Below are 12,561 nucleotides of genomic sequence, written 5' to 3'. Positions count from 1 at the left end.
GAGCGTCTCTGGTTCCTACTCCTTCACCGTCACCTTCATGCGAATCGGCTCCAGTGGATTGTCCCGTTCGTCGCGCGGCATTTTGGCGATCATGTCGATGACTTCGATGCCCCGGATGATCTCGCCGAAAATCGAATAGCGCCGGTCGAGGCCGCTGTTGTCCTGCAGGGAAATGAAAAACTGGGAGCCGTTGTCGTTGAAGTCGCGCGTGCTGTTGCCGTCGCGGGGCATCTTCGCCATCGAGATGGCGCCGCGCTTATGGGGCCGGTCGTTGGTTTCGGGATTGAGAAAGTAGCCGGGGCCGCCGGTGCCGTGCAACAGGCGATCCGGCGTCTTGCTCAACGGGTCGCCGCCCTGAATGATGAAGCCCGGCACCACGCGATGAAAGGTGGTGTCGTCGTAAAACCCCATCTTCGCCAGGTTGATGAAGTTCTCGACGTGGCGGGGCGCATCGTCCGGGTAAAAACGAATCCGGATTTCACCGAAGGGGGTGCTGATCGTGGCACGCGGATCTTTTTTCTGAAATTGCATGGTCATGGGGCAAATGTAGCAGGCTGGAGATTCCGTCGGCAAGAGGGTGGACCGCGTGATTTCTCCCGATGAACGGCGTATTCTGACGCCGACATCATAAGGCCGCAAGGCGCCAAACAGGACGGCAGCGTGAGACCGAGGCCGCAGGGAGCCCGTCGACTGAGGCACCCCCTTGCGGGGCGAGGCAGGGAGAGGGGCGACCGAGAACGCCGCCGTCATCCTCAACAGTCTGACCAGGGAGAACGCAGATGTCTGACCAAGCCGTGCTCAACGTCGATCTGGCCGATGTGTGGAAAGAACGGGGTCGCAAAGAGTACCTCCGCACGATCGGGTGGGGCGACGAAATTACCGTGGTGAAGCAGGCCGCCACCTACCTCGAAGTCAGCATCACGGTCTTCCGCGAAAAGCCCGACGGCAGCATCCTCCCCGAGTCCATCACCGGCTACATCGAACCGATCAAAACCCCTCGCATCAAGGTCGCCGACCTGACCAGGCCCGTCGCAGAGAATCAGGTCCTGAAGGTCAATTTTGTCGATGTCCAGCAGGGCGACGGCATGGTCATCGAATCGCCCGACGGCAAAATCATCCTCATCGATGGCGGCGACAACCAGATGTTCGCGCGCTACCTGGCCGGGCGGTTTCGCGGCACCAGTCTCCAACAGCCGAAAGACATTGACTGCCTCGTCGTCACCCACGGCGACGCCGACCACTTCTCCGGCCTCAGCGAGATCCTCAAATCCGAAACCAACAAGGTCAAACGCAAGCAGTTCTTCATGCAACCGCAGCGCGTCTACCACAACGGCATCGTGAAGCGCCCGAGCAAAATAAACAATAAAACCGTGCCGGACAGCAAACTCCTCGGCCCGACGAAGTCGGTGGATGGCCGGCTCTACCTCACGGGCCTGGAAGAGAATCTGCTCGAGGTGGACGACAGGGACATGAACGAGCCGTTCAAGAAATGGAAACAGACCCTCGCCACGTATAACGGCCGCAGCCCGCTCAGCTTCCGGCGCCTGCAACTCGGCGACAATCAGGCCTTTGAGTTCTTCAATCGGGACGACCTGCGGATCGACATATTAGGGCCGATCACCACAGACGTCGGGGGCACCCCGGCGCTGCGCTTTCTCGGTGAACCACCCACGGGACCGCGCATCGGCCATGACTCGCTCAACGACAGCGACGAAGGCTTTCCCGGCCATTCCGCTTCCCACACCATCAATGGGCATTCGATCGTGCTCCGCCTGAGCTACGGCGGCTTCAGCTTCCTCTTTTCCGGCGACCTGAACGACGAGGCCAGCCGCTTTCTCGCGCGCGAACACAACAAGGGTACCCTCAATCTGCGATCGGAAGTGTTGAAGGTCCCGCATCACGGCTCGGCCGATTTTTCCGGCGCGTTCATTCAGGCCGTGTCACCCATCGTCAGCGTGGTGTCGAGCGGCGATGAAAACGCGCGCAAAGAATACATCCACCCGCGCGCGACGCTCATGGGCGCCCTGGGCAAATGGTCGCGCGTGCCGGAACCGCTCATCTTCGCCACCGAACTAGTGGCATTCTTTGAAGAAGAAGGCCTCTCCCGCCTCCAGGACGAGAAGAAGGCCAAAAAGCGCGGCCCCTTCTACGGCTTCAGCCGTACGGCCTACGGCCTCGTCAAAACCCGCACCGACGGCCAACGCCTGTTCGTCTACACCGACAGCGGCAACGTGAAGATGAAGGAAGCGTACGCCTACCAGCTGGATTCCTCCGGCGTCCCGCAACCGGCAGAAGTCAAACGCGCCTGAGCGGCAGAAGTCGCGCAAGGCCCTCTGGACCACTCGCTGTTCTTCCCCCACAAAATGCGCTTCACGGGTGACGTGAGACGACGTTGTTCCCCTGTGACCCCGGATGTCACGGAAGGATGGTAGGAATAGGCCTCAGCGAGGCGTTGCCGTATTGCGTCGTTCGCCTCTCCATGTGAACAATCCAAAAGCGAATCTGGACGTTGTGTCCGGTGAGACAAGCAGGTATTCTGCCGGGCACGTTTAGAATTGGCACTTGCAGCAGAAGTGCTCATGAATAATGCGGGCTAAAGGAATCGTGCATGCTCACCGGTGAAATCCGTAGCCAAATCGACCGCATCTGGGATGCCTTCTGGTCCGGTGGGATTGCGAATCCGCTGGAGGTGATCGAACAGATTACCTATCTCCTCTTCATCCGTCGACTCGACGACCTGCATACGCTGGAAGAGAACAAAGCCAATCGGTTCAAGCAGCCGATAGAGCGGCGAATTTTCCCCGAAGGCGAGGATCCCAAGGGCCGTTCCTACGAAGATTACCGCTGGTCTCGCTTCAAGCATTTTGCCCCGGCAGACATGTTCACCCTGGTCGGCGAGCACCTTTTTCCTTATCTGCGTACCGATCTCGCGCGGCAGCTCGGCAACGACGACTCCACCTACGCGCAGCATATGAAAGATGCGCGCTTCACCATCCCCACGCCCGCGCTGCTGGCGAAGGTGGTGGACCTGCTCGACCATGTGCCGATGGAGGCGCGCGATACGAAAGGCGATGTCTACGAATACATGCTGGCGAAGATCGCCAGCGCCGGGCAGAACGGCCAGTTCCGCACGCCGCGCCACATCATCCGGTTGATGGTGGAATTGACCGCGCCGCAACCCACCGACGTGATCTGCGATCCGGCCTGCGGAACGGCCGGCTTTCTGGTGGCGGCAGGGGAGTACCTGCGCGAACGGTTTCCGAAACTCCTGCACAACGCGGATCAGCGAGAGCACTTCCACCATCGCATGTTCCACGGCTTCGACTTCGACAATACGATGCTGCGTATCGGCAGCATGAATATGCTGTTGCACGGCGTGGAGAGCCCGGACATCCGCTACCGCGACTCCCTCGCGCAAGACCATGCGGGCGAGGAGGAGACATACACGCTGGTGCTGGCAAATCCGCCCTTCGCCGGCAGCCTCGACTATGAGAACACCGCCAAGGACCTCCTCCAGATCGTCAAGACCAAGAAGACCGAGTTGTTATTTCTCGCACTCTTTCTGCGGCTGCTCAAGCCGGGCGGGCGGGCGGCGGTCATCGTGCCCGACGGCGTCCTCTTCGGCTCCAGCAAGGCCCACAAGGAATTGCGTCGCGTCCTGGTGGAAGACCAGAAGCTCGACGCCGTAATCAAGCTGCCCGGCGGGGTGTTTAAACCCTACGCGGGCGTCTCGACCGCGATCCTCGTTTTCACCAAGACCAACTCCGGCGGCACGGACTTCGTGTGGTTCTACGACGTTGCGGCAGACGGTTGGAGTCTTGACGACAAGCGCCAGCCGCTCCTGCCTGAGGACAAGCTCGGGCCCACACCCAGCGCGCCGCTCACCGAGGCCGAGCAGGGGAAGAACAACCTGCCTGACCTGCTGACACGTTGGAACCAACGCGCCGGCACCGAGCGAGAACGGCCACGCACCGCACAGAGTTTCTGCGTACCCAAGGCCGACATTGCTGCCCAGGGTTACGACCTCTCGCTCAACCGCTACAAGGAAGTGGTGCACGAGGCGGTCGAGCACCGCCCGCCGAAAGCAATTCTCGTCGAGCTGGCAGAGTTGGAAGAAGAGATTCAGCGAGGGATGAAGGAGTTGGAGGGGATGCTTTAGTGGATAGTGACCCCAAAACGTGGACCGAGGCTTTGCTCTACAGTTTCTGCAATCCGAAGCAGTGGCCCACTATTCCTCAAAATGCTTTTACGGAGAACGGCTATCCGGTCTACGGCGCGAACGGGAAAATAGGTTTCTACAATGAGTTTAATCATGAGAAGCCGACGGTTTTGATTACATGTCGTGGAGCAACCTGTGGAGCGATTAATGTGTGCGAGCCAAAATCGTATGTCACTGGCAATTCGATGGCTCTCGACGATCTCGACGAAGCTCGAGTTGATCTGAAATTTTTGGTTTATGCACTACGCAATCATGGCCTTGGTAAGGCAATTACGGGAACGGCACAGCCTCAAATAACACGAGAAAGTTTGACCAGTATCAAGGTTCCCCTTCCGCCGTTAAATCAACAGCGGCGGATTGCGGCGATCCTGGACAAGGCGGATGAACTGCGGGCCAAGCGCCGCGCCGCCCTGGCGAAGCTCGACAACCTCACCCAATCCATCTTCCTCGACATGTTCGGCGACCCTGCCACGAACGATAGGAATTGGCCAACGAAGATGCTCCAGGAGCTTTGCCATAGCATCACTGATATTGATCACAATATGCCAGCAACAGTTGAACAAGGCGTACCATTCATCTCTGCAAAAGACCTTTCAGCGAATGGTCATATATCGTTTGAAGACGTAAAACGAATTGCCCCCGAAGATTTTCGACGCCTGTCCCGCAAGAGTAAGCCTGAAAAGGGCGACATCATCTATTCACGGATTGGGGTGAACTTGGGAAAAGCCAGAAGGGTGGAGGTCGACTTTGATTTCCTCGCATCGTACTCATGCTGCACCATAAAACCCAATCTCAGAATTGTTGACGGGACATACCTCTGCCAATTATTAGATTCGCCCTTTATCCTCAGACAGGCACGAAGAGGTATTCGAGCTATCGCCGTCCCAGACTTAGGGCTTGGGGAGATCAAGGCGTTTAGAATCATCGTTCCACCTATTGAATTGCAGATGGAGTTCGCTCGACGAATATCTAATCTTGGCTCTTTGAAGAATTCGCACCGTGCCTCTGCTGTTCAGATAAATAAAATCTTCGCCTCCCTCCAACACCGCGCTTTCCGGGGAGAACTGTAAGTATGCCCTTCGCCCCGCGCTTCACGATCACGAATCCGATCACCGGCGCGCGCGCGGCCATCGAACGTGCCCGAGGGTTTCTGGAGGCGGCCACGCTGTCAGAAGATTGGATCGGACGCATGAGCCGGCAGGCGCTGTTGCTGGAAGCACACCACACCACCCCCATATCGAGGGCACGCAGCGCATGATTTACATTGTTTTAGGTAAAAGGACCGTCCTAAAATAACGACGATTGCTATTTTAGGGTCTCGACCACCATGCATCGTCCATTGCCTGGCCGCTATGTGAAGGTGCGCTCTCCGGAGGAGTCATTCCAGGCCTTTGTGCCGGCGCCGCTGCCTCCTCAGCCGCCGGTGGAATGGAGCCCCGCGCTGCGCCGGCGCTTCGACGATGCGCTGGTGGCACTCGGCCGCCTCGATGCGGTCACCGCGCTCTTGCCCAATGCAGACTTGCTGCTCTACAGCTTCGTCCGTAAGGAAGCGGTGCTGTCGAGCCAGATCGAAGGCACGCAGTCGTCGCTAGCCGATCTCCTACTGTTCGAAATCCACGAAGAACCAGGCGTACCGATCGACGATGCGCGGGAGGTGAGCCGTTACGTCGCGGCGCTGGATCGCGGACTCACACTGCTGCGCGGCGGGTTGCCGATCTCCACCCGCTTGCTGTGCGGAGTGCACGCGACACTGCTCGATCATCCGCACGGTCGCGGCAAGACGCCCGGCGAGGTGCGCCGCTCCCAGGTCTGGGTCGGCGGCACGCGGCCAGGGAACGCGGTGTTCGTCCCGCCCCCGGCGGACGCCGTATCGGCATCCCTTACCGCGCTCGAGCAGTTTCTCAACGACAAGCCTTCGCCGACACCGCCGCTGATCAAGGCGGCGCTGGCACACGTGCAGTTCGAGACGATCCATCCATTCCTTGACGGCAACGGTCGCCTCGGACGGCTGCTGATCGTGCTGCAGCTCGTCGCAGACGGCATCCTCCGCGAGCCGCTCTTGTATCCTAGCCTGTTTTTCAAAACCCACCGCGCACTGTATTACGAACTACTCAACGGCGTGCGCCTGCACGGAGACTGGGAACGCTGGTTGGACTTCTTTGCGGAAGGTATTGCCGTCACCGCCACACAGGCCATGATGACCGCACACGCCCTCTTGACCCTGGTGGACAACGATCGCAACCGCATCGCGGGGCTCGGCCGTGCGGCGCCCTCCGCGCTCGCTGTGCATCAGGCGATGCAGAAGCAACCGCTGGCGACATCGGCGACACTCGTCCAGGCGGCAGGGCTGACACCCGCGACGGTGAACAAATCGCTCGCGCACTTGCAGAATCTTGGCATTGTACAAGAGATGACGCGCCGCCAACGCGATCGGGTGTTCAGTTATCGTCGCTATGTGCACCTGCTCAACGCGGAACTGGAGTCAGACAAGGCGCAGGGAGGCGAGTCGGGGCTGTGAGCCAGTTCCTCTTTCTCCAACGCGAATGGACCGCTGTGTTCGAAGCCGCGTCGAAGGCGGAAGGGGCAGTGTATACCGATCCCCGCACGGCGTGCTTCTATGCGAGGCGTGCACTGGAGCTGACCGTCGCGTGGGCCTACAAACATGACGCGGCACTGAAGCTTCCCTATCAGGACAACCTCTCCGCCCTGATTCACGATCCGAGTTTCAAGCAGGTAGCCGGTGAGGCCGTGTTCAGCAAAGCGCGGGTGATCAACACCCTCGGCAACCGGGCGGTCCATAGCCACCGCCCCGTGCCCGAGGCGGATGGGCTCGCTGCGGTGCGCGAGCTGTTTCATGTGGCCTACTGGTTCGCACGCATGTACGGGCGCCTGGCTCGACCGGCGCCGGGCCTCGCCTTCGCTCCGGCCTCACTGCCACGGCCGGAGCGGGCAACGGCGCAAAGCGCAGAGCAGTTGCAGGCCTTGGAAGCGCGTTTGCGTGAACAAGACGAAAACCTTTCGGCGCTCCTGGCCGACAAGACCGCGCTCAACGAGGAACTGACACGCCTGCGCGCCGAGGTGGCCGAGGCCAAGAAGGCGGCAGCGGCTCAGCCCGATCCACACGACTACTCCGAGTCCGAGACCCGCGACTACTTCATCGATTTGTTGCTGAGGGAAGCCGGTTGGCCGCTGGATCACCCCCATGACCGTGAGTTCGAGGTCAGCGGCATGCCCAACCAGCAGGGCAAGGGTTTCGTGGACTACGTGCTGTGGGGCGACGACGGTAAACCCATCGGGTTGGTCGAAGCCAAGCGCACACGCCGCGATGCGCGGGTGGGGCAGCAACAGGCCAAACTCTATGCCGACTGTCTGGAACAACAGTTCGGGCGGCGGCCGGTCATCTTCTATTCCAACGGCTATGAACATTGGCTCTGGGACGATATTCACTATCCACCGCGCCGGGTGCAGGGCTTCTACAAGAAAGCGGAATTGGACCTGATCATCCAGCGGCGCAAGACCAGACGCTCGCCGGCCCAGACGTCCATTAACCCGACAATCGTCGAGCGCCACTACCAGACGCGCGCCATCCGCCGGATTGCTGAGGCGTTCGAGCGCGACCATGAGCGGAAGGCGCTGCTCGTGATGGCGACGGGAGCCGGGAAGACACGCACGGTGATTGCGCTTGCGGACCTGTTGATGCGGTGCAACTGGGTCAAGCGTGTACTGTTCCTTGCCGACCGTGTGGCGCTGGTCAATCAGGCGGTGAACGCCTTCAAACGGTACCTACCGGATGCCTCCCCTGTGAACCTGGTGACCGAGAAGAACGCGGAGGGGCGTGTCTACGTTTCGACGTATCCCACCATGATGGGGCTGATCGACGAGGCGACTGACGGCCAGCGGCGGTTCGGCGTGGGACATTTCGACCTGGTCATCATCGATGAGGCACACCGCTCGGTGTTCCAGAAGTACCGCGCCATCTTCGATTATTTCGATTCCCTGCTGGTCGGCCTCACCGCGACGCCCAAGGACGAAGTGGACCGGAACACCTACAGCCTCTTCGACCTTGAAAACGGCGTGCCGACCGACTCGTATTCATTGGAGGAGGCGGTGCGCGACGGATTTCTTGTCCCGCCGCGAGCGGTCTCGGTGCCGCTCAGGTTTCCGCGCCAGGGGATCACGTACGACGAGCTCTCGGAAGACGAAAAAGACCAGTGGGACGCCCTGGAATGGAGCGACGACGGCACGGTTCCGAACCGTGTCGAGGCGGAAGCGGTGAACACGTGGCTCTTTAATACGGACACGGTCGACAAGGTGCTGGAACATGTCATGACCCGGGGGCTCACGGTCGCCGGCGGCGATCGGCTCGGCAAGACGATCATCTTTGCCAAAAATCAGCCCCACGCCGACTTTATCGCCGAGCGGTTCAACGCCAACTATCCGCATTTCAAAGGTGCCTTCGCTCGGGTCATTACGTTCAAGACGGAATATGCGCAGAGCCTGATCGATGACTTTTCGAATAAGGACAAGGCACCGCATATCGCGATTTCGGTCGATATGCTGGATACCGGCATCGACATTCCGGAGGTCGTGAACCTCATTTTCTTCAAGCTGGTCCGATCCAAGACGAAGTTTTGGCAGATGGTCGGGCGTGGTACGCGCCTCTGTAATGATCTCTTCGGACCAGGCCGTCACAAGGAGTCCTTCTACATTTTCGATTACTGCCAGAATCTGGAATTCTTCAGCCAAGACATCCCAGGGACTGAGGGTACGGCGGCGGCCTCCCTAGGCAAACGCCTCTTTCAGACACGGTTGGAACTGATTGCCACGATTGACGGTCAGGCGAAAGAGGTGCCTATCCCGGGTATGCCGGAGGCGCCGGCGTTCTATGGGTATCCGACAACGACAGCGGCGGTGCGTCAATCCCTCGCTACGGTGCTGCAAGGGGAGGTGGCCGCGATGAACATCAATAACTTCGTCGTCCGGCCTCACCGCCGTCTCGTTGAACAGTATGCCAACCCCGGGGCCTGGGCGATCCTGGAACCTCCCGCGCTGGCTGAGCTTTCCCACCAGGTGGCAGGCCTGCCTACCGAACTCAATTCCGAGAATGAGGAGGCGAAGCGTTTCGATCTCTTCGTTCTCAGGCTGCAGCTGGCCTTGTTGCGTGTCGAGCCTGAATTTACCCGCCTGCGGGACCGCGTCCGGGAGATTGTGGGACTGCTGGAGGAAAAGGCCGCCATTCCGATGGTCCGCGAGCAGCTGGCCTTGATCCAGGATATGCAGAGTGATGAATGGTGGCAGGACGTGACGGTGCCGATCCTAGAGGCGATGCGTCGCCGGCTGCGCGAGTTGGTCCAGTTTATCGAAAAGCGGCGCCGGCAGCCCGTCTACACCGACCTTGAAGATCTCATGGGGAGCGAGACGGAAGTTGTTCTTCCCGGTTTTTCGGTAGGTACTGACCAGACTAAGTTTTTGGCCAAAGTTCGAGCGTTCCTGCGCGAACACCTCGACCATGTGGTGATTGCCAAGTTGCGCATGAACCAGCCGCTCACCGCCACAGACCTTTCCGAATTGGAGCGTGTGCTTGCAGAGGGCGGCGCTGCTCCGCTGGACGATATCCGTCGGGCCGCGGGACACGCTCAAGGTCTAGGCCTCTTCGTGCGATCGCTCGTCGGCATGGATCGTAGCGCGGCCAAAGAGGCACTCGCGGGATTCATTACGGTTAAGACGTTCACCGCCAACCAACTTGAGTTCATCAACCTCGTCGTGGACCACCTGACAGAGCATGGCGTCATGGAACCGGCCCGACTCTATGAATCGCCCTTTACCGATCTCAGTCCACATGGGCCAGACGGGTTGTTTCAGCCAGGAGAGATGGACAATCTGATTCGTATTTTGGAATCCGTGCGGGCCACCGCCTTGGCGGCCTGAGGGGTACTATTGCCGGTTCCCAGCGAGTTCATCGGTCGCAAGTACAGAAATGGTGCCGGACGTAAGAACTGGTGCCGGCGATTCCTGAGCATAGCCGGCTGCTTCGGAAGGAGGCCGTATGACTTGTCGATGGATACTACTCTCGATAACCGCCTTCCTGACCTTGGCCGCCTGCGCCCCGACGAAACATGCCCGGTCGGTCGAGCCTTCTGGGTTCCTCCACGATCTCTATCCGCAGATGCGCAAAGGCACGGGCGACGAAGCGCTCTTGGTCTATCGGAACCAGCAGGTCGAGTGGTCGGAGAAGGCGACCTACGATAAACTCCTCCTTGATCCGGTGATGATTTGGCGGGGCACAGATTCGAAGGTCCTGGGTCTCGATCAAAAACACGCACAGGTCATCGCCGATGCGTTCTACGCACTCCTGTACCAGGAACTGGCCAAGGACTATCAGATGGTGACGGAGCCGGAATCGCGCACCTTTCGCCTCCAGGCGGCACTGACCGAAGCGGAGCAATCCCTTCCCGTCCTGGATATCGTTTCGAGCGTGCCTGCGCCGTTCAACGTGGCCTTCGTGGCGTCCACCATCAAGACCCTGGCGACCGGCAAGCCACTCTTCAAAGGCGCCGCCGCTATCGAGGGAAAACTCATGGACGCAGTGTCCGGTGAAGTGTTGGCGGCCGCGGTCGATCGGCGGGTAGGCGGACGGTTTCTCGACGCAGAGGTGTTCGATTCCTGGAACGATGTGCATGCGGCACTGGCATACTGGGCTCAGCTGACCCGGTTGCGCCTGTGCCAATTGCGCAAACAAACCAATTGCGTCTCGCCAGGGTCTTGATGAGTGATGTCACGTCTCCTCCGCAAGCCTATCGTCCGCGGTCGCCGATTGGCGGTCGAGCATGTACGTGGGATGTTCGCCGCCGGTGACACCCCTGACACGATTCTTCGTGGCTATCCATGGCTGGAGCCTGCAGACATTCACGCCTCCCTTGCCTACGCCCATCGACTGGTTGGTCATGAACGCATCGAGCCGCTGCCCCTCGAATCTGCTCCGTGTATAACAAGGCCTCACCCCAATTCTTTCACTCCCTCAGTCCCTCCGTCGGATCGACCTTCGTCCACATGAGCCCGCCGCAGAGCGCGATGCCGGCGGCAACCAGCAGCGACGCCGTCCAGCCCCAGTGATCGGCCAGCCAGGGCGTGAGGCTCGGGGAAATCACGCCGCCCACGTTGGCCCCCGTATTCATCACGCCCGACAGAGTCCCCGCGTGGGTTTTGGAGAGATCCGTCGTCACGCTCCAGTAGGCTCCCACGGTAAAGTAGAGCCATCCGGCGCCGAGTGAGAGGCAGACGATCGCCATGGTCTGCGACTCCACCCAGGCCCCGACGGCAATCAACCCGCCGGCCAATGCCATACCAAGCAGCCCGATCGACAGCCGGGCCCTGCGCAGGCCGAGCGTCGGCACGAGCTTGTCTGTCACCCAGCCCCCGAGCGGGCAGAAGAGCAGAATGGCGAGAAAGGGTCCCGCCGCCAGCCAGCCGCCGCGCAAGAGATCGATCCCGCGCACGTTCACGAGGTAGAGATAAAACCAGCTCATATAGATGTAGGCCACGTAACCCAGGCAGGCATAACTGGCAACGAGCCACCAGAGCGACCGGGAACAGAGGATCCGCCGCCAGGGTATCGGGAGTGACCTCGTCTGTGCCTTTGTCGTTCTGCCGCTCCGCCGATCTTGCGAACAAAACACCCACAGGATCGCGACCACCAGGCCGATCAGAGCCGAGAGATAAAACACCGACTGCCAGCGATAGTTCACCATGACCCAGGAGGCAAGGGGAGGGGTGATGGCCGCGCCGACGCCGATACCACCGATGGCAATGCCGATGCCGAGCCCACGCTGTCCCGGCGGCATCCAGTCGGCCACGGCGCGATTGAAATTCGGCAAGGCGACCGATTCGCCCACACCGAGCAGGAAGCGCACGATCACGAGCGCGCCCACGGTGCCGACCAGGCCGGCCAGCGGCAGCGTGGCGACCACGGCGGTCAACACCGTGCACAGAGACCACCAGACCAAGGCGCAGGCCAATACCACCCGCGCCCCCCAACGATCACCCAGGCGGCCGCCGGGAATCTGGCAGAGCGCATAGCCGAAGACGAAGGCCGAGAACACATAACCCATGTCCTGATCGGTCATGCCGTAGGCAGGCATCATTTGCCGGGCCGTGACGGAAATGTTCACCCGGTCCATGTAGGTCACCGCGCTGATCGCAAACAGCAGGGCAAGAATGCCCCAACGCGGTCGTGTCGTCGATGTGTCATCGCCCACTCGTGATTCCCCCAGTGTCCGCCGTTCGGCGGCCGGCGCATTATAGACCCGTCCACGCAGGACGTGAACTGTGAAAGGTGAGGCGTG

9 protein-coding genes and 1 pseudogene are annotated in these 12,561 nt (G+C 60.3%); 8 read left to right on the top strand and 2 right to left on the bottom strand.

What is annotated here, in order from left to right:
• Positions 1-15: 15 nt before the first annotated feature.
• Positions 16-537, bottom strand: a complete 522-nt coding sequence (locus KJA79_RS16815; protein WP_246507743.1) for a peptidylprolyl isomerase — start codon at positions 535-537, stop codon at positions 16-18.
• Between the two features lie 242 nt (positions 538-779).
• Here KJA79_RS16815 and KJA79_RS16810 point away from each other — a divergent pair, with 242 nt between their 5' ends.
• The 8 genes and pseudogenes from KJA79_RS16810 to KJA79_RS23195 form a co-directional block, all read left to right on the top strand.
• A complete protein-coding gene (locus KJA79_RS16810; protein ID WP_213043217.1) occupies positions 780-2,309 on the top strand; it encodes a ComEC/Rec2 family competence protein in 1,530 nt (509 codons plus the stop codon).
• A gap of 299 nt (positions 2,310-2,608) precedes the next feature.
• Complete coding sequence (locus tag KJA79_RS16805; protein WP_213043216.1) at positions 2,609-4,159, top strand: type I restriction-modification system subunit M; 1,551 nt, start codon at positions 2,609-2,611, stop codon at positions 4,157-4,159.
• Positions 4,159-5,289, top strand: a complete 1,131-nt coding sequence (locus KJA79_RS16800) for a restriction endonuclease subunit S (protein ID WP_213043215.1) — start codon at positions 4,159-4,161, stop codon at positions 5,287-5,289. The genes KJA79_RS16805 and KJA79_RS16800 overlap by 1 nt, the downstream gene beginning before the upstream one ends.
• A 2-nt stretch (positions 5,290-5,291) precedes the next feature.
• The gene (locus KJA79_RS16795) at positions 5,292-5,477 is read left to right on the top strand and encodes a hypothetical protein (RefSeq protein ID WP_281412698.1); all 186 of its coding nucleotides are present in this window, start codon (positions 5,292-5,294) and stop codon (positions 5,475-5,477) included.
• Between the two features lie 69 nt (positions 5,478-5,546).
• Positions 5,547-6,737, top strand: coding sequence for a Fic family protein (locus KJA79_RS16790; RefSeq protein WP_213043214.1), 1,191 nt, complete (start codon positions 5,547-5,549; stop codon positions 6,735-6,737).
• Positions 6,734-10,147, top strand: a complete 3,414-nt coding sequence (locus tag KJA79_RS16785; RefSeq protein WP_213043213.1) for a DEAD/DEAH box helicase family protein — start codon at positions 6,734-6,736, stop codon at positions 10,145-10,147. The genes KJA79_RS16790 and KJA79_RS16785 overlap by 4 nt, the downstream gene beginning before the upstream one ends.
• 118 nt (positions 10,148-10,265) lie before the next feature.
• A complete protein-coding gene (locus KJA79_RS16780) occupies positions 10,266-10,985 on the top strand; it encodes a DUF3313 domain-containing protein (RefSeq protein ID WP_213043212.1) in 720 nt (239 codons plus the stop codon).
• A 6-nt stretch (positions 10,986-10,991) separates the two neighbouring features.
• A pseudogene (locus KJA79_RS23195) lies at positions 10,992-11,195 on the top strand (DUF433 domain-containing protein); the annotation flags it as partial.
• A 34-nt stretch (positions 11,196-11,229) separates the two neighbouring features.
• Here KJA79_RS23195 and KJA79_RS16770 read toward each other — a convergent pair.
• On the bottom strand, positions 11,230-12,474 hold the full coding sequence (locus tag KJA79_RS16770; protein ID WP_213043210.1) for an MFS transporter: 1,245 nt from the start codon (positions 12,472-12,474) through the stop codon (positions 11,230-11,232).
• Positions 12,475-12,561: the final 87 nt, after the last annotated feature.

The sequence above is a fragment of the Nitrospira defluvii genome, assembly GCF_905220995.1.
GTDB classification, from domain to species: domain Bacteria; phylum Nitrospirota; class Nitrospiria; order Nitrospirales; family Nitrospiraceae; genus Nitrospira_A; species Nitrospira_A defluvii_C.
The sequence above is the reverse complement of the archived record's forward strand: the minus strand, read 5'-3'. Positions and strand labels throughout refer to the sequence as shown.

What these genes read in the sequence shown, in the direction of transcription:
- KJA79_RS16815 (WP_246507743.1), bottom strand. Translation starts at nt 537, where the DNA reads ATGACCATGCAATTTCAGAAAAAAGATCCGCGTGCCACGATCAGCACC.
- KJA79_RS16810 (WP_213043217.1), top strand. Translation starts at nt 780, where the DNA reads ATGTCTGACCAAGCCGTGCTCAACGTCGATCTGGCCGATGTGTGGAAA.
- KJA79_RS16805 (WP_213043216.1), top strand. Translation starts at nt 2,609, where the DNA reads ATGCTCACCGGTGAAATCCGTAGCCAAATCGACCGCATCTGGGATGCC.
- KJA79_RS16795 (WP_281412698.1), top strand. Translation starts at nt 5,292, where the DNA reads ATGCCCTTCGCCCCGCGCTTCACGATCACGAATCCGATCACCGGCGCG.
- KJA79_RS16790 (WP_213043214.1), top strand. Translation starts at nt 5,547, where the DNA reads ATGCATCGTCCATTGCCTGGCCGCTATGTGAAGGTGCGCTCTCCGGAG.
- KJA79_RS16780 (WP_213043212.1), top strand. Translation starts at nt 10,266, where the DNA reads ATGACTTGTCGATGGATACTACTCTCGATAACCGCCTTCCTGACCTTG.